The organism is Allobosea lathyri, assembly GCF_900108245.1.
GTDB classification, from domain to species: Bacteria; Pseudomonadota; Alphaproteobacteria; order Rhizobiales; family Beijerinckiaceae; genus Allobosea; species Allobosea lathyri.
In genome coordinates this window covers 18,323-35,986 of sequence record NZ_FNUY01000002.1, presented here as the reverse complement: position 1 = coordinate 35,986, position 17,664 = coordinate 18,323, and the positions used below count along the sequence as shown (strand labels likewise).

Below are 17,664 nucleotides of genomic sequence, written 5' to 3'. Positions count from 1 at the left end.
TGTGAGCATGCAGAATTTGTTGAAATTGGTCTGGCCATAAGGTCCATTCTGAGAATTCGGGAATGCCAATCCGCGCAGCCTCATCGCGCCAGGCGATCGCGCCAGCGGTAGTAGAAGACCGAAGGCGCGAGGAACCAGGGATTGCCGCTGTAGAATGGGCGCGTCGGGAACGGCAGGCCGTCAAGGGCCGTTTTCCCTTCCGGCAGGCCGAGGACCTGCTGGCCGAGCCGCATGCCAAAATAGCTCGCCGTGCCAACGCCCGCCCCGCAATAGCCCATGGCGTAGTGGAGCCCGTCATGGCGCCCGACATGCATCAGTTCATCGAAGGTGTAGGCGACGAAGCCGCACCAGGAATGGCTGATGCGCTTCGTCGCCAGCTCGGGGAAGATCGCGCTCATATCGGCGTGGAGCTTTGGCCCGCTCCGCCGCGGATCGGTCTCGCTGAGCGAGACGCGGCCGCCGAACAGGATGCGGCGTCGATCGGGCGAGGCGCGGTAGTAATAGACGACCTTGCGGGTATCACTGACGATGCGATTCTTCGGGATCAGCCGGTCCATCAGCGCGGGATCCAGCGCCTCGGTCGCGATCATGTAGCTGCCGATCGGAATGACGCGGCGGCGCAGCCAGCCGGTCGGAGGCCCGGTATAGCCGTTGGTGGCGATGATCACGTCGCGCGCCCGGATTGTGCCGCGCGGCGTCTCGACCACGAAGCCGTTGCCCTGCCGGGTGATCGCGGTCGCCGGACAGAACGGGACGAGTTCGGCGCCGGCAACCATGACGCGCTCCAGCAAGCCTTGATGGTAGCGCGCCGGGTTGACCGAGGCATGGCCGGCATAGACCGCACCGCCATGGTACAGGTCCGAGCCGATCTCGTTGCGCTGCTCGGACTGCGGCACGACATGGCAGTCGACCTCGAGGCCCTTGGGCTGTTTGTCGACGCGCCGCGCGAGTTCCTCGTACTGGCCGGGCGAGTGAGCCGCGTGAAACCGCCCGACCACGCCGAAATCGCAGTCGATCGCTTCCTCGCGGATGAACTCGCCGATCCAGCGCAGTGAGCGATGGCCCTCCTGCAGGATCGCGAATGCGCGCTCCTGGCCGTGGCGGCGCGCCAGGACATCCAGGCTCGGCTTGATGCTGGTCGAGATCTGGCCGCCATTGCGGGTGCTGCAGCCGAAGCCTGCAGCTTCGGCGTCGAGCACCACGGTGCTGCGCCCGCCCCTCGCCGTCTGGAGCGCGGCATGCAGGCCGGTATAACCCGAGCCCACGACCACGACATCGGCCTGTTTCGGAGGCTCCGCACGTGGCAATTCCGGCCGTGGGACCCCGTCCCACCAATAGGGTGCCGCCTTGAAATCGGCGGTAAACAGCTCGCTCGACATTCCGTCGTTTCCCCCCGGCCGGTTCAGAGCCGCGCCACGACACTCTTGAGCTTGCAGTAGCTGCGCAAGCCCGCCATGCCTTTGGCCCGGCCAAAGCCGGATTTACGGTTACCGCCGAAGGGCATGGCGATGCCGCCGGCAAAGAACTCGTTGATGTAGACCTGGCCTGCATCGACGGCTCGCGCGAAGCGCCAGGCCTTGGCATGGTCGCGAGTGTAGATGCCCGCGACGAGCGCATAGGGCGTCGCGTTTGCAGCCGCGATGGCCTCCTCCAGGTCCGCCACGATCTGAACCGTCAGGACCGGGCCGAAAATCTCCTCCTGCACCAGCGGATCGTCCGGGTCGCGGGCGAGGATGATGGTAGGCCGATAGAACCAGCCGCCGCCGCTCTGCTCCGCCGGCACGATGCCGCCACCGAAGAGGATGCGGTTGCCGGCCGCACGCGCCCGCTCGACATGAGCCTCGATGCGCTCAAGCTGCTGCGGTGAGTTGATCGGCCCGATAGCCGCATCGCTCAGGCCGTGGCCGAGCTGCATCGCTCCGACACGTGCGACGAGCCGGTCAAGAACCTTCGCCGCGATCGACTGCTCCAGGATCAGGCGCGAGCCGGCCGAGCAGATCTGGCCGGCATTCTCGTAGATCGCGCCGATCACGCCCTCGACCGCCGGCTCGATCTCGCAATCGGCCAGCAGCGCGATGGGCGATTTGCCGCCGAGTTCGAGCTGAAGCCGCGTCACATGCTCAGCCGCCGCCCGCATGACGCGCTGGCCCGTCAAGACGGAGCCGGTGAAGGTGATGTGGTCGATGCCGGGATGGGAGACGAGCGCCGCGCCTGCCTCGGCCCCCGTGCCGACGACGACGTTGAGCACACCGTCTGGCAGGCCGGCCTCGTGCAGCAGCTCCGCGAGCATCAATGTCGTGAAGGGCGTCTGCTCGGCCGGCTTGACGACAAGCGTGCAGCCGGCGGCCAGCGCAGGCGCGATGCCGCGCGCCGCCGTCGAGAGCGGATAGTTCCATGGCACGATCTGCGCGACGACGCCGACCGGCTCCTCGATGGTCACCCCGACATAGTCAGGGCCGAGCGGCACGCTGTCGCCATGCAGCTTGTCGGCCGCGCCGGCATAATAGGCGAAAGCGCGGACGACGCCGCCGACATCGCCCTCCGATTCGGCGAGCAGCTTTCCGGAATCGAGCGTCTCGACGACGGCGAAACGCGCCGCCCGCTCCCGCAGCAGATGGCTCGCGCGCATCAGGATTTCGCCGCGGGCGGCAGGCTTCATGCGCGACCAGGGGCCTGACAATGCCGCGCGCGCTGCAGCCACTGCTGCCTCGACATCCCCGGCCGCACCCGCTGCAACCCTGGCGAACGCAACACCTCGGCCCGGGTCGAAGCTCTCCATCTCCTGCCCCGACATGGATGCGACGAAGCGGCCCCCGATGAAGTGCCCGCAAGGCAGACCCGCCAGCGTGCCGGTGCGTTGCGCTTCCTCGACCAGTTTCGCCCGGTCGCCCGTCACGCCGAGACCTCGGTCACATGATACTGCGCCCGATCGAGCCAGTCGGGTTCGATCTCGACGCCCCAGCCCGGCTCGGAAGGAATCGCGACCATGCCGTCGCGAGCCTTGGGAGGGTTGCGCAGCAGCCCCTGCTCCCAAGGGTAGTAGTCAGGCCCCTCGATCGAGAACTCGACATAAGGACCGGCATTGGCGAGCGCGCCCATGACATGCAGCGTGAACACCGTCACCATCGACTGGTTGGCCGAATGCGGCGTCACCGGCAGGCCGGCCTCGGCGGCCCAGCGCGCCACAGTGAGCATCCGCCCGACACCGCCGATATAGCAAAGGTCCGGCTGCACGACATCGACGACGCGCCCTTCGATCATCGCGCGCCAGACGGCCAGGTCGCAATCCTGCTCGCCGCCGGTCACGTCGATATCGAGCGCCTCCCGGACCTCGCGCGTCCAGGCATGCTCCCAATACGGGCACGGCTCCTCGAAATGCGCCACGCCATGGTCCTGCAGCATACGGCCGACAGAGATCGCCCTGGCCGGCGAATAGCCGCTATTGGCATCGACGAGCAGCGTGGCTTCCTGGCCCAGTGCGGCCCGGACCTGCGGCACGATCGCGTCGGTGCGGCCGGGCCACTCATCCTGATCGCGACCGCATTCGCGCCCGACCCGGAATTTGAAGGCGCGGTAGCCATGGATGTCGCGCAACCGGGCGAGGCGCTCGGCCTCCGCCTCCGGCGTGATCTCGCCGCGCTTCATGCTGGACGCGTAGACGGGAAAGGGACGCGGCGTGCCGCCGAGCAGTTCGCACACGCTCTTGCGCTCTTTCCGGCCGCGCAGGTCCCAGAGCGCGGTATCGAGACCGGTCATGGCCCGGCAGAGATAGGAACCCGGAAACTTGTGCTCGCGCTCGCCGATCGTCGCGATGAGGTCGTCGATCGCGAAGGCGTCCTCGCCAATTGCCCAGCGGGCGACCTGACGGTGGAAGACGGTCGCCGTGATGTCGGCGTTATAGGGCGAGAACTGCCCCCAGCCCTGGCTTCCATCCTCGCAGGTGGCGCGGACAAAGCCGACATCGGGCGTCGTGAAGCTTTCGAGCCGGGTGATCTTCATGTCTGCCGCCGCCAAATCCATCGCCGTGCCCTTGCGAGATTGCGAGGCGGCGTCGCGGGTCAGAAAGGGACTTGAAATTGGTCTGAGCCCAAGGTCCATTCTGACGAAAGCAGCAGTCCAATCTCCAAGGATGGGGAATCGCTGACTTGGAGACGATATGGTCAAACGCGAAGAAGGCGTCCTGCTGCAATCGATCGTGCTGGATCGCGACGGGCCGTATGGGCTCAGCATCCAGATCTGCGTCGGCTTGCGCGAACTGATCCTGACCGGTGCGCTCAAGGTCGGCGAGCGCCTGCCCGCAACGCGTACGCTGGCGCAGGAATTTGGAGTGGCCCGCACCACCATCGTCGAGAGCTTCGAGCGGCTCGCCGCCGAAGGCCTTGTCGAGACCCGTGTGGGTGCCGGCACCTATGTCAGCCAGGCGCTGGCGAGCGAACGCCTGGCGCCTGCCACAGCGGCGATCGCCGTGCCGACGGCGAAAGTCCGGCTGGCGCAGGCCATGGACTCGGCCTCAAAACTGTTCGGCGCACGCCTGCCACACCAGCCGCGCGCCTTCACCACGGCAATGCCCGCCTTTGACGCCTTCCCGATGGCGCAATGGGCCAAGCTCTCCGGCCGGCACTGGCGCAAGCCCCGCTATCAGGTCCTCGGCTATCCCGATCCCCATGGCGAAGCCGTGCTGCGCCAGGCGATCGCGGCCCATCTGCGGCTCAATCGCGGCATCGCCTGCGAGTGGCAGCAAATCTTCATCGTCGCCGGCGCGCAGCAGGCCTTCCAGCTGCTGGCCGCGACGCTGATCAATCCCGGCGACAAGGTCTGGTTCGAGAATCCAGGCGCGATCGGCGCCCGTAACAGCCTGATCCTGTCGGGCGCCGACATTGTGCCCGTGCCCGTCGACGAGGCCGGACTCGTCGTGGAGGAAGGCCTGCGCCGCGCGCCGGATTTCAAGCTCGCCTTCGTCACGCCGGCTCATCAGCAACCGCTTGGCGCCAAGATGAGCCTGGAGCGGCGGCTTGCCTTGCTGGAGGCGGCGCAGGCGAGTTCCGCCTGGATCATCGAGGATGACTGGGACGGAGAGTTCTGCTTCCAGGGCGCGCCTATGGCGACGCTGACCAGCATCGACCTGACCGGCCGTGTGATCTATGTCGGCACGTTCTCGAAGACGCTGTTTCCGTCGCTGCGCCTCGGCTTCCTCGTCGCTCCGCCCCAGCTCGCCGAGCAGATCGGCATCTGCCTCGACGCCTATTCGCCGGGCGTGCCGACGGCCCTGCAGGGCATCGTCGCCGACTTCATCGTCGAGGGACATTTCGCCACCCATGTCCGGCGCATGCGCAAGCTCTATCAGGAGCGGCATCAAGCGCTGATCGAGGCCGCCGGCGAGCATCTGACAGGTGATCTCGCGGTCATACCCACCCATACCGGCATGCACACCATAGGCTTCCTGCGCAATGGTCTGGACGCCGTCGCGGTTACGCAGGCTGCGGCTCGACGCGGCATCACGGTGGCGCCGATCAGTCGCTTTGGGCTGGAGCCGGTGGAGCGCGACGGGCTCGTCCTCGGCTTCAGCGGCTTCACGCCTGTGCAGATCCAGGCCGGCGTCCTGGGGCTGCGACAGGCGATCGACGATCTCGCATCGGCCTGATCTCGGATATCGATTGGACTGGCGCTTCGAACAGAATGGCCCTTAGCGACAAGCCCAATTCACCCTAGAGCCTGATGCTCAGCCAACGCCGGAAGCGGCAGGGAGTCCGTCTTGGAGGAATGGGATGTCATCGTCATCGGCGCCGGCTCGGCCGGCTGCGCGCTGGCCGGACGCCTCGCATTGGCCGGGCGGGGCCGCATCCTCGTGCTGGAGGCCGGGCCACGGGACCTGAACCCCTGGCTGCATCTGCCGATCGGCTACGGCAGGACCTTCTACCACCCGCGCCTGAACTGGATGTACCGGACCGAAAGCCAGCCCGGCCTCGCCGGCCGTGAGATCTACCAGCCGCGCGGCAAGGTCGTGGGCGGATCGAGCGCGATCAACGCGATGGTCTATATGCGCGGCCAGCCCGAGGATTTCGACGGCTGGGAGCGCATGGGCAATCCCGGCTGGGGCTGGCGCGAGGTCCTCTCCGCCTATCGCCGCATGGAGGATCACGCGCTCGGCGCCTCGGCCTGGCATGGCGCGGGCGGCCCCCTGCATGTCGAGGACATCGCGTCGGCGGTCCATCCCCTGACGCCGATCTTCGTCAAGGCGGCGCAGGAAGCCGGCCTGCCCTTCAACGCCGATCTCAACGGCGAAAGCTGTGAGGGCGCAGGCATCTACCAGATCACGACGCGGGGCGGCCTGCGCGAATCGGCGGCGCGCGCCTATCTGCACCCGGCCCGCAAGACCGGACGCGTGAAGGTCGAGACCGACGTTCTGGCTTCGCGCATTCTGTTCGAAGGGCGCCGCGCGGTCGGAGTGGAAGGCTGGCGCGATGGACAGCGCGTCAATTTCCGTACGACAGGCGAGATCGTCGTCGCGGCCGGCGCAATCAATTCCCCCCAGCTCCTGCAGCTCTCCGGCATCGGCGCTCCCGAACTTCTCGCGCGATACGGAATATCGCCTGTGCACGCATTGCCAGCCGTGGGTGCGCATCTTCAGGACCATCTCTGCTACGACCATGTCTATCGCTCGCGGCAACCGAGCCTGAACGAAGCGCTGCTCTCCTGGTCCGGCCGCGTCGGGATGGCATTGAAATATGTGCTTCACCGCAGCGGCCCGCTGTCGCTCAGCGTCAATCAGGGCGGCGGCTTCTTCAAGACACGGCCGGGGCTCGACCGCCCGGACATGCAGCTCTATTTCTCCCCGCTGAGCTATGAGCGCGCCCTGCCCGGCGTGCGCGCCTTGATGAAGCCGGATCCATTCTCCGGCTTCAGCACCAGCGTCTCGCCCTGCCGGCCGCACAGCCGCGGCCATGTCGCGATCCGCTCGTCCGATCCTCACACCACGCCGGTAATCGAACCGAACTATCTCTCCGATGAACAGGATATCCGCGACATGCTCGTCGGTGCACGCTTCCTGCGGCGCCTGGCATCGACCCCGACCTTCGCCGCACTGATCGAGAGCGAAGTCCGCCCGGGACCAGACTGCGCCGATGACCAAGCGCAGCTCGAGGCCATCCGGCAACAGGCCTATTCCGTCTTCCACCCCTGCGGAACCTGTCGCATGGGGCCAGATCCAGCGGATTCCGTCGTCGATGCCAAGCTCAGGGTGCACGGTTTCAGCGGCCTGCGCATCGCGGACGCCTCGGTCTTTCCGACGATCCCCTCAGGCAACACCAACGCTCCGGCGATGATGGTCGGAGAGCGCGCGGCCGAATTCATGCTCGCGCATTGAAGAGAGCGCATCGTAGGCGCCGCTGTCGCAATGACAGGCCCGGCTTGCTTTGAAGCGGCGCAGGATGGGGCATGCCCGCCAACTGCAACCCGCTCCGCATGGCCAGCGATCTCAGGGACCGGCCGCCGAGAAAGAGACGCCAACTGATTTCGCAGGCAGCTTTTCAGAAGCTCTCCAGCGGCCTGTCGATATCGAGGCCGGTCTGTTCGAAACCACGCTTGAAATCGGCGATATGGCGATGCATCCAGGCAGCGGCCTCGTCGGCGTCGCGCTCCTTCAGAGCCTTCAGGAGGGCGTGATGAGCGTCGATGATGCGCTTCTGCGTCTTGAGGCGCGGGAGAATGGCCTTGCCCGCGGGCATGAAGAGCTGGCTGATCGGCTCGCGCGCCAGGCCTAGTGCGCGATTGCGCGCCGCCTGGGCGATCAGATCGTGGAAGACGATGTCGAGCCTGACGACCTCGACATGATCGTTGATCGCCTTTTCCATCTCCGCGACATTCTGTTGAAGCAGAGCCAGTTCCGGCGCCGTGATGCGCTCGGCCGCATAGCGGGCAACGACCGGCTCGATGGCGATCGATGCCTCCCACAATTCGCGGAAGGTGACTTCGTGCAGGCGTAGCAGGCGGCTCGTGCGGGCCGCAGTCGCGTTGATATGCGGCAGGGTGACCTGCAGCCGCTGGCCCGACTTGCGCTGGACAAGGCCGCTCTCCTCAAGCATGCGGATGCCTTCTCGCACGGTCGAGCGGTTGACGCCGAACTGCTCGGCGAGGTGGGTCTCGGTCGGCAGCAGGACGCCGGGCTTCAGTTCGCCCTTCACGATCTGCTGCTCGATCGTGTCGAAGACCAGGCGGTAGACGGGAGCGGTATCGAGCTTCTTGAAGGTCTGGTTTGTCACGGCACTACCATCGCTGGGCATGGTCAGGTGAAGATCGGAAGGCTAATCGAAAAACCGCCATAGCACGTCTTGCGTTGCCGGATTGCTGCAGACTGCAGGCAGCCTGGCCTTGGATGCGAATGTCCACCGCCATCGCTGTTGATGATCCGCATCGGCTAATTCGATCCGCGCCCGGCATCGCGGCTCAGGGCCTCGTGCGGCATGACCGCGATCGTTGCCGTCGCCTCGACGAACGCCATATCCGCCTTGTCGAAGAGGCCACCTTCAAGGGTCATGATCACGCCGCGCAGCGACGGCTTCGGCGTGATGGTCCGGACGATCCACCGCGCCATCATGACCGCATCGGCCGGCACCGCTTTCCTGAGCTGGAAGGCGCAGCCGAGCCCGAGCGATGCGTTATCTGGGAAAATGTGATTGGCGAGGCTTCCGAGCAGCAGGCCGGTCGTCTGGGTGCCGCTGGCGATTAAACCTCCGAACCGTGTCTCCGCCGCCAGCGCCGCGTCGTGATGGAGTGGATTGGTGTCGTTGGTCAGCGTCGCGAAGGCCCGGACGGAGTCAGGCGTGAAGACGATTTCGGCGGCGAGTTCCTGCCCGACGACGAAGGGCACGCGCCAGCGATCGACCTCCCCCGCCATATCCCCGTCCCCTTGTGTTTCCGCCTTCGTCATCGCCATTCCGGAGCCCGCGCTTCGGGCTTGCTTTCATCATCTGTCGGGTTATTGACTTGTCCAACAGAAATGAATGGTGGTCAACACGCGGGCAGCCTTGGCCGCATCGAAGCCGAAAGCCTTGCCATGTCGTCCAGCCCCCTGCATGCCCTGCTCGACCTGACCGGCCGGGTCGCCATCGTCACCGGTGGCTCCCGCGGACTCGGCCTGCAAATCGCGGAGGCGCTCGGCGAATTCGGTGCGCGCGTCGTTCTGGTAGCCCGCAAGGCCTCCGAGCTGGAGACGGCGGTGTCCTCGCTCAGGGCGCAAGGCATCGAGGCCGATGGCTTCCCCTGCGATCTTTCGCAGGCCGATGGCGCAGCGAAGCTTTGCGACTGGATCGCCGATCGCCATTCCCAGGTCGATATTCTCGTCAACAATGCCGGGACGTCCTGGGGCGCGCCGACCGTCGACCACCCGCTGGAGGGCTGGCAGAAGGTCATGGCGGTCAACCTCACCGGCATCTTCCTGCTGACGCAGGCCGTGGCGAAACGCTGGATGGTGCCGTCGAAGCGTGGCCGGATCATCAACATCGCCTCGATCGAGGGGCTGCGTGGCCATCACCCCGATCTCGTCGGCACGATCGGCTACAACACGGCCAAGGGTGGCCTGATCAATTTCACCCGTGCCCTTGCCGCCGAATGGGGCCCGCTCGGCATTACCGTCAATGCGCTCGCGCCGGGTTACTTTCCCTCGAAGCTGACCGCTGCAACGCTGGGTCAGCACGAGGCGCAGCTTGTCGCTCATACGCCGCGAGGCGAGCTTGGCGGACCGCAGGATCTCAAGGGCGCCGCTCTGCTCTTCGCTTCCGATGCAAGCGCCCATATCAGCGGTCAGGTGCTGGCGATCGACGGCGGCTACACGGCGATCTGAGCGACGTCCCCGCCTTAGGCGCGGGCGGCGAAGGCAGCAGCCTGCGTGAGGCACAGCTCGGCGACCCTGCCGCGCGTCAGCGCTTGCGGCGACGCCGCATTGCCGTCGAGCGCCCGTTTGTAGACGCCCTGCAGAATTGCGGCGAGCCGATAGAAGGCGAAGGCGAGGAAATAGCCGCGCGTCGGCGCCGCATCGATCCCGGATGCCTGTGCGTAGAAATCAAGGAACTCCGCCTCATCGGGGATGCCGAGCGCGGCAAGATCCTGATCGGCGAGACCGTTCAGCACGATCTGCGGCAGGTGGTGCCAGATGCAGCAATAGGCGAGATCGGCCAGCGGCTCGCCGACAGTGCATAATTCCCAGTCGAGCACCGCCGCGACCTCGTTGCCCCTGAAGATCAGGTTCTCGATGCGATAGTCGCCATGGACGATGCCGATGTTCTCCGCCGTGGGCTTGCGGTCGATAAGCCATTGCCCGACGGCCTCGATCCGCGGATCGTCCTGCGTCTGCGCGGCGAGATAGGCGCCACGCCAGACGCCGACCTGCCGGCCGATGAAATCGCCGCGCGGCTTGATGCCGGCCTGTTCCAGAACCGCAGGATCTACCCGGTGAAGCCGCGCCATGGTGCCAGCCATCGCCTGGTAAACCGCCCGGCGCTCGGCCGGGGCATGTTCGGGCAAGGCCGGGTCGGAATGGACGGCGCCGGCGACATAATCCATCACGAAGAAGCTCGTGCCGATAATCTCGCGATCCTCGCTGGCGAAGAGCGGCCGCGGCGCGGCAAAACCCACCCCGTGGAGCGCCTTGATGATGTTGTGCTCACGGACGACATCATGGGCGCGCGGCAATAGCTGGCCGTAGGGCTGTTTGCGCAGCACGATGCGGCGCTCGCCGGCCCGCAGCAGATAGGTCGGGTTCGACTGACCCGCCTCGAACTGGCGCTCGATCACCACATGCTCGGCAGCGCCGATGACGTCATTGCCGCGCAGGGCCTGTTCGAGCCGCGGCAGCGCCGCCTCGAGCGAGGACCGCTCGGCGCTTGCGGGAGCTTGCATGGTGGTCATGGCCTCACGAAGCCTTGTCGGCGAGCTGGTAGCCGCTGGGGCGTTCGTCCTTCCAGCGCCTGGCCTTGTTCTCGAAGAAGGGCAACTCGTCGCGCGGAACCTCGACCGTCTTCATCAACACGTTGGTGCGTTCCTTGATCGCGGCCTGAATGCGCCGGAGCGTTGCGGCGCGCTCCTTCTCGCTACCGGCGGCATGTTCGGGCTTCAGCCCGATCTTCACCAGAACCTCGGTGCGTCCGCGCTCATCGACGAAGACACTGCCGATGTATTCGGCGACCTCGTGATGGGCGAAAACGGCGAGATCGACGGCCGATGGCCAGACATTGTTGCCGCGGATCTTCATCATGTCGTCGTAGCGGCCGATCGTGCCGCTCTCGATGCAGGTCCAGGCGCGGCCATTGGCGGCAGAAGCCAGCGGCAGCAGCCGCACCCGGTCGCGGGTGCGGAAGCGCACGACAGCCGAGCCCTCGATGTCGAGATTGGTCAGCACCACCTCGCCGAACTCGCCTTCCCTGACCGGCTCGTCGGTCTCGGGGTCGAGCACCTCGACGAGAACATGCCAGTCGAAGCACTGCATCGGCGCGCGGCTTCCGTCGGGTGCGACCACGCCCTGTTCGCCGGTCGAGCAGATGAAGCCCGCGCCCTGCGTACTGCCATAGCCTTCATGCAGCTTGGCGCCCCAGAATTCCTGGACTTGCAGCGCCCATTCGACCGGATATCCCTCCGCCGCAATGAAAAGGGCCTTCATCGTCGGGAATTGCTTGCGCGGGTCGATGCCGCGCCGACGCAAGGCCTCCGTCAGCGTGTGCAGGTAATTGGTGGAGGCATAGATGAAATGGATCTCGCCGAAGCGGCACATCAGGTCGATCTTGGCATCGGTGCTCATCGTGCCGCCGACGGTCAGCGGCAACGCGCCGGCTGCGCGGAAGCCTTCGGTCGGCCCCCAGCCACCGGTGGTGAGCCCGCCCGAGGGCACGCAGTTGAGGCCGATATCGCCTTGGCGCAGGCCGACGATATGCCAGGGCAATTGATGGAAATAGCCCTGCATGACGAGGTCGCGCTGCGAGCGGCCGTAGAGTTCCTGCCCCTGCCCCGACGTTCCGCCGGTCATGCAGATGAGCGCGACATCCTCGCGGGCAATGCCGAGGCGGCTGCCGAAGGGCGCGTGCTCATTCTGGTCGGCGAGGCAATCGGCCTTGGTCATGGTGGGAATCCGCCGGAGATCCGCCAACGAGCGGATATCCTGCGGGCGCATTCCCGCCTTCTCCCACCTATGGCGATAGAAGCCGCTGCTGGCCTGCAGCCGTTCGAGCTGCCGCCGCAGCTTGGCCAGCTGCAGCGCCTGCATCTCGTCGCGGCCGAGCGCGCCCATGCGCGCGATAATGGCGGAGGAGGAGTTCATCGCCTTCGTTCCGTGACGTTTCCCGCAAAACTCGAGGGCGTGCGATTGCCTCGCATCGCCCCAATCCATTCGCCCGCTCAGGCGGGCTCGAACAATGGCAGGACGACCTCGTCCGTCACCTGCTTGAAGGTGACCTTGACCGGCATGTCCGCGACCACATCCTCGGGCGAGCAGCCGATGATGTTGGAGGGCATCCGCACGCCCTCGGCAAGCTCCACCAGCGCAACAACGTAAGGCACGTCCTGCGCGTAGACCGGCTTGGGCACGGGGTGCCGGACCACGATCCAGCTGAAGACCTTTCCAGCCCCCGAGGCCTGTTTCCAGGACAGACCGCCTGCGCCGCAATGGGCGCAGAGATTGCTCGGCGGGAACTGATTGTGTCCGCAGGCCTCGCAATGCTGGATCAGCAGCCGGTTTTCGCGGCAGCCGGCCCAGAACGGTGCGGTATCGGGATCGGGAACCGGGATCGGCTTCTCGTAGGTTTCGGCCGACGACATCACCCTACCTCCTCAGGATCATTGCGCTGCCGCAGGTCATGGCGCCTGCGGTGGTGAGGGCGATCTCCGCATCGGCGATTTGCCGCGGGCCGGACTGGCCGCGCAATTGCTCGACCGCCTCGATCACATGGTTGAAGCCATGGATGTAACCTTCCGAGAGGAGGCCACCATGGGTGTTGACGGGCAGCTTGCCGTCACGCCGGATGTGCCCGTCGGCGATGTAGCTGCCGGCTTCGCCGAGCCCGCAGAAGCCCAGGCCCTCGAGCTGCATCAGGATGCTGTAGGTGAAGCAGTCGTAGATCTCGGCGACATCGACATCTTTCGGGCCGATACCGGCGCTGCGCCAGAGATCGTCCGCGATATAGTGGCTGTAGTTCTTGGAGTGGTCGGGCCAGCGAATGCAGTCGAACAGGTCGTCGCCCTGCTGCGGGCCGCCGCCATAGGCCCCGCCCATGATGTAGACCGGCTTCTGCTTCATGTCCTTGGCGCGCTCGGCGGTGGTCACGACGACGGCGCAGGCGCCGTCTGTTTCCAGGCAGATATCGTAGAGGCGGAACGGATCGACGATCATGCGCGAGGCGAGATAGTCATCCATGCTCATCGGCTTGCGCTGCATCGCACGGGGATTGAGCACCGCGTTCTCGCGCAGCGTCACCGCGACATTGCCGAGCTGCTCGGGCGTCAGCCCATATTCAACCTGATAGCGCCGGCACCACATCGCCATCGCCTGGGGGTAGGTGATCCAACCGAAGGGGGCGGTGAATTGGGTCGGCCCCAGCGCCCGGAACTCGCGACCGCCGCCGAGCCGGAAGCCCGAGCGGCCGTTCATGGCCCGGTAACACACCACGGTGTCGGCCAGCCCGGCCTCGATGGCCGCGACCGCCGACAGGACGATCAGGTTGGCAGCATTGCCGCCGGCCAGGAAATCGACCGCATAGCCGGCATTGGGAATGTCGAGCCCGGTCGCCACCGCGATCGCGGGCGCCGAGTCGTTGAAGTTGTAGCTGACGATGCCGTCGATATCGGCGGGCTTCAGCCCCGCATCCGCGATCGCGTTAGCGGAGGCCTCGATGGCGAGAGCACGAACCGTCCGGCCGGAATTGGCCGAGTAGTCCGTCGTGCCGATGCCGACGATCGCGTATTTGTCCTTGAGCGCATAAGCCGATTTGCGAGCGGATCCCATGACTTGCCTTCGTCTGAAAGGGCGCGGAACGGTTCGCGCCTCACCGCCGGAGCAGAGCGCCGCGAGCGCTCCGTTGATCGATCTTTGCCCGACAACCGGACAGATAGCAAGACCTCGTCAGGCCGCGCGGCCATTACGCGGAAGGCCTTAAACCTTTCCAGAGCATCAAATAAATCATTCATTTTCATATACTTAAAGAGAATTCGCGCTTCTCATCGGCCCAGAATAGCGTTGCCAATCTTTGTTGTATTGTCCGACAAAGCGACATCGGATAGGGATGATCGCGGACATCAGGTCCACAGCGGAGTGCAGGACGATGGATTTCGATCATTCCCCGAAAGTGAGCGACCTGATCTCGCGGCTGCGCGCCTTCATGAGCGAGGCCGTCTATCCCAATGAACGCGTCTATTTCGATCAGGCGGCCGGCAGCGAAGACCGCTGGACCTCGCCGCCGATCATGGAAGCGTTGAAGGCGAAGGCGAAAGCAGCCGGCCTCTGGAACCTCTTCCTGCCCGATCACGGTGGCGGCGCCGGGCTGAGCAATCTCGAATACGCGCCGCTCTGCGAGATCATGGGGCGCTCGCCGATCGCGGCCGAAGTGTTCAACTGCAGCGCGCCGGATACCGGGAACATGGAGGTGCTCGCGCGCTACGGCACCCCCGAGCAGAAGGCGCGCTGGCTCGAACCGCTCCTGGCCGGCGAAATCCGCTCCGGTTTCGCGATGACCGAGCCGCAGGTCGCATCCTCCGACGCGCGCAACATCACCTCGCGCATCATCCGCGATGGCGACGACTACGTCATCAACGGCCGCAAATGGTGGACCTCGGGAGCGGGCGACCGCCGCTGCAAGATCCTGATCTTCATGGGGCTGACGCACCCGGATGCCGAGCCGTTCCGGCGCCAGTCGATGATCCTCGTGCCGCTCGATACGCCCGGCGTGGAACTCGTGCGCCCGCTCACCGTGTTCGGCTACGATCATGCGCCGCACGGACATTTCGAGATCACCTTCACCGATGTGCGGGTGCCGGCCAACAACATGCTGCTCGGCGAGGGGCGCGGCTTCGAGATCGCGCAGGGCCGGCTCGGGCCGGGGCGCATCCACCACTGCATGCGCGCGATCGGGCTGGCGGAACGGGCGCTGGAATCGATGGTAGCGCGCGCCCGCGACCGCGTGGCCTTCGGCAAGCCCATCGCGGAGCAGGGCATGCTGCGCGAGGCGGTCGCCCAGAGCCGGATGGAAATCGAGCAGGCGCGGCTGCTGACGCTGCGTGCCGCCCATATGATGGACACTGTCGGCAACAAGGCGGCCCGCGCCGAGATTGCGATGATCAAGGTCGTCGCGCCGCGCATGGCACAGGCCGTGCTCGACCGGGCGATTCAGATCCATGGCGGCGGTGGCGTCAGCGGCGATTTCGGGTTGGCGGAAGGCTGGGCGCTCGCCCGAACCCTGCGGCTCGCCGATGGGCCCGACGAGGTCCATATCGACCAGATCGCCCGCCTCGAACTGGCCAAGCAGACCAATCTCTGGGCCTGGTGAAGGACGAACCGGCATGACCTCTTCCGCCTCTGTCACCTCTTCGGCCTCCGTCCGCACGGATATGGCCGGCACCATCGCCATCCTCACGATCGCCAATCCCCCGGTGAACAGCCTCAGCGCCAATGTGCGTCGCGATCTCGTGGCCGCACTGTCGCGCTCCGTCATCAACGGCGTCACCGGCGTGGTGATTGCCGGCGAGGGCGCCAACTTCTCGGCCGGGGCCGATATCCAGGAATTCGATTCCGGGCTCGACCCGACAGCCCCCGATCCGAACGATGTCCATGCCGCGATCGAGGCCTCGCCCGTTCCCGTGGTCGCGGCGCTGCGCGGGGCCGTTCTCGGCGGCGGGCTCGAACTGGCGCTGGCCTGTCATGGCCGTGTCGCGGATGATACGGCCCGCATCGGCCTGCCCGAGGTCAAGCTCGGGCTTCTGCCCGGCGGTGGTGGGACACAGCGCCTGTCGCGCATCGCACAGCCCATGATCGCAGCCGACATGATCGCCAGCGGCCGGACACTCGCCGCGGCAGAAGCCCTGGCGGCCGGCATCGTCGACCGCCTCGGCCCGGACGTGATGGCCGCGGCGCTGGAGTTGATCGCCAAGCTCGCCGCCTCCGGACAGACCGCGACCGCCAAGCGCCCTCCTCTCTCGGGGCTTGCCGAGGCGATCGAGACGGCGCGCGCCGCCATTCCGGCGAAAAGCCCGCATGCGGAAGCGTCGCGGACGGCGCTCGACAGCATGGCCGGCGCGATCCAGCTGCCATTCCCCGAAGCGCTCGCGCAGGAGCGCAGGCTGTTTCTCGGCTTGATGGCATCGACGGCCTCGCGCGCGCTGCGACATCTTTTCTTCGCAGAGCGCGCGGCTGCCAATGCTCCCGGCGTCGACAAGACTACGAGAGCGCGCGCTATCGAGACGGTCGGCGTTATCGGCGCCGGCACGATGGGCTCCGGCATCGCGATGGTCTTTGCCAATGCCGGTTTCCCGGTGACGCTGATCGAGCGCGACCCGACGGCGCTGGAGCGCGGGCTGAAACGCATCCGGGACGTCTACGATCGCGCCGTCGCGAAGGGCGATCTCTCAACGTCGCAAGCGCAGCAGCGACTGGCTGATATCACCGGGCGAACCGATATGCCGGCCCTCTCGCATGCCGACCTCATCATCGAGGCGGCGTTCGAGGAGATGGCGGTCAAGCTGGCGATCTTCGCCGAACTCGACAAGCTGGCAAAGCAGGGCGCGATCCTCGCAACCAACACCTCGGCACTGGACGTCAATGTCATCGCGCGATCGACCTCGCGGCCTGCAGATGTGGTTGGCCTGCATTTCTTTAGCCCGGCGCATGTCATGCGGCTGCTCGAGATCGTCCGGGCCGATGAGACCGATGCGCAGGTCCTGGCGACGGTGATCCGGCTCGCCCGGCAGGTCGGCAAGACACCTGTCGTCGTCGGCGTCTGCGACGGCTTCCTCGCCAATCGGCTGCTTTATCCCTATCTGCGCCAGGTCGACCTGATGCTGGAGGAAGGCGCCCTGCCCGCGCAAGTCGACAAGGCCCTGACGGGCTTCGGCTTGGCGATGGGACCCTGCACCATGCTCGACATGGCCGGCCAGGACGTCGCCTGGCATGTTCGCCAGCGCCAGCTCAAGGACTGGAACCCGGCGATGCGCTATTCGCGCCTGGCCGACCTCCTCGTCGAGCAGGGACGCCTTGGCTCCAAGACCGGAGCCGGCTGGTATCGCTATGCCGCCGGCGGGCGGCAGAAGGAGGACGATCCTGCCGTCGAGGCGATGATCCTGGCGGAGTCGGCCCGGCTGGGCCTAGCCCGGCGCGCTATTTCCGATGAAGAGATCGTCAAGCGCGCCCTTTATGCCATCGTCAACGAAGGCGCTTTCGCGCTGGCCGATGGCACCGTGCAAAGAGCCGGGGATATCGACGTCGCCTATACGCAGGGCGTGGGTTTCCCGGCCGCGCGCGGCGGGCCGATGTTCTGGGCCGATATGGTGGGGCTCAAGGCGATCCATCAGGAGATCCTGGCGCTTCATGCCGGCGGCGACGCCAACTGGACGCCCGCGCCGCTGCTGGCGGCACTGGCGGAAAGCGGCAGAAGCTTCGGCGATCTCGATCGCGAACGCCAGGGCGCGTGAGGGCTG

14 protein-coding genes are annotated in these 17,664 nt (G+C 66.2%); 5 read left to right on the top strand and 9 right to left on the bottom strand.

The window, feature by feature from the left end:
• Nucleotides 1-80 precede the first annotated feature (80 nt).
• From C4S73_RS04575 to C4S73_RS04565, 3 genes are read right to left on the bottom strand one after another with little or no spacing between them, the layout of a single operon-like run.
• Entirely contained in the window at nucleotides 81-1,379 is a 1,299-nt protein-coding gene (locus tag C4S73_RS04575) for an NAD(P)/FAD-dependent oxidoreductase (RefSeq protein ID WP_103871328.1), read from the bottom strand.
• 23 nt (nucleotides 1,380-1,402) lie between these two features.
• Nucleotides 1,403-2,896, bottom strand: a complete 1,494-nt coding sequence (locus tag C4S73_RS04570; RefSeq protein ID WP_200827925.1) for an aldehyde dehydrogenase family protein — start codon at nucleotides 2,894-2,896, stop codon at nucleotides 1,403-1,405.
• Nucleotides 2,893-3,999: a mandelate racemase/muconate lactonizing enzyme family protein gene (locus C4S73_RS04565; RefSeq protein WP_103871809.1), complete on the bottom strand. Its 1,107-nt coding sequence runs from the start codon at nucleotides 3,997-3,999 to the stop codon at nucleotides 2,893-2,895. Before C4S73_RS04565 ends, C4S73_RS04570 begins: the two co-directional genes overlap by 4 nt.
• 157 nt (nucleotides 4,000-4,156) lie before the next feature.
• Between C4S73_RS04565 and pdxR the strand changes: the two genes are divergently transcribed.
• Together pdxR and C4S73_RS04555 are read left to right on the top strand one after the other, a co-directional pair.
• A complete protein-coding gene (gene pdxR, locus C4S73_RS04560; RefSeq protein ID WP_103871327.1) occupies nucleotides 4,157-5,641 on the top strand; it encodes a MocR-like pyridoxine biosynthesis transcription factor PdxR in 1,485 nt (494 codons plus the stop codon).
• 111 nt (nucleotides 5,642-5,752) lie between these two features.
• Nucleotides 5,753-7,363 carry a GMC family oxidoreductase gene (locus tag C4S73_RS04555; protein WP_103871326.1) on the top strand — a complete coding sequence of 537 codons (1,611 nt, stop codon included), beginning with the start codon at nucleotides 5,753-5,755 and terminating at the stop codon, nucleotides 7,361-7,363.
• A gap of 163 nt (nucleotides 7,364-7,526) precedes the next feature.
• On the opposite strand, the gene C4S73_RS04550 is transcribed toward C4S73_RS04555, so the two are convergent.
• Nucleotides 7,527-8,258 (bottom strand): FadR/GntR family transcriptional regulator, encoded by a 732-nt coding sequence (locus C4S73_RS04550; RefSeq protein WP_200827924.1) that lies wholly within the window; start codon nucleotides 8,256-8,258, stop codon nucleotides 7,527-7,529.
• A 155-nt stretch (nucleotides 8,259-8,413) separates the two neighbouring features.
• Entirely contained in the window at nucleotides 8,414-8,926 is a 513-nt protein-coding gene (locus tag C4S73_RS04545; protein WP_160115670.1) for a MaoC family dehydratase, read from the bottom strand.
• A gap of 126 nt (nucleotides 8,927-9,052) precedes the next feature.
• Between C4S73_RS04545 and C4S73_RS04540 the strand changes: the two genes are divergently transcribed.
• Nucleotides 9,053-9,838 carry an SDR family oxidoreductase gene (locus C4S73_RS04540; protein ID WP_103871808.1) on the top strand — a complete coding sequence of 262 codons (786 nt, stop codon included), beginning with the start codon at nucleotides 9,053-9,055 and terminating at the stop codon, nucleotides 9,836-9,838.
• Between the two features lie 14 nt (nucleotides 9,839-9,852).
• On the opposite strand, the gene C4S73_RS04535 is transcribed toward C4S73_RS04540, so the two are convergent.
• From C4S73_RS04535 to C4S73_RS04520, 4 genes are all read right to left on the bottom strand, one after another.
• Complete coding sequence (locus C4S73_RS04535) at nucleotides 9,853-10,902, bottom strand: phosphotransferase family protein (RefSeq protein ID WP_103871323.1); 1,050 nt, start codon at nucleotides 10,900-10,902, stop codon at nucleotides 9,853-9,855.
• A 4-nt stretch (nucleotides 10,903-10,906) separates the two neighbouring features.
• Entirely contained in the window at nucleotides 10,907-12,304 is a 1,398-nt protein-coding gene (locus tag C4S73_RS04530; protein WP_160115669.1) for a phenylacetate--CoA ligase family protein, read from the bottom strand.
• A 77-nt stretch (nucleotides 12,305-12,381) separates the two neighbouring features.
• Nucleotides 12,382-12,801, bottom strand: a complete 420-nt coding sequence (locus tag C4S73_RS04525) for a Zn-ribbon domain-containing OB-fold protein (protein ID WP_103871321.1) — start codon at nucleotides 12,799-12,801, stop codon at nucleotides 12,382-12,384.
• 4 nt (nucleotides 12,802-12,805) lie between these two features.
• Complete coding sequence (locus C4S73_RS04520; protein WP_103871320.1) at nucleotides 12,806-13,984, bottom strand: thiolase C-terminal domain-containing protein; 1,179 nt, start codon at nucleotides 13,982-13,984, stop codon at nucleotides 12,806-12,808.
• Between the two features lie 316 nt (nucleotides 13,985-14,300).
• On the opposite strand from C4S73_RS04520, the gene C4S73_RS04515 reads away from it, so the two are divergent.
• Both C4S73_RS04515 and C4S73_RS04510 read left to right on the top strand, forming a co-directional pair.
• Nucleotides 14,301-15,521 carry an acyl-CoA dehydrogenase family protein gene (locus C4S73_RS04515; protein ID WP_103871319.1) on the top strand — a complete coding sequence of 407 codons (1,221 nt, stop codon included), beginning with the start codon at nucleotides 14,301-14,303 and terminating at the stop codon, nucleotides 15,519-15,521.
• A 13-nt stretch (nucleotides 15,522-15,534) separates the two neighbouring features.
• Complete coding sequence (locus C4S73_RS04510) at nucleotides 15,535-17,658, top strand: 3-hydroxyacyl-CoA dehydrogenase NAD-binding domain-containing protein (RefSeq protein ID WP_103871318.1); 2,124 nt, start codon at nucleotides 15,535-15,537, stop codon at nucleotides 17,656-17,658.
• The last annotated feature ends 6 nt before the right edge of the window (nucleotides 17,659-17,664 follow it).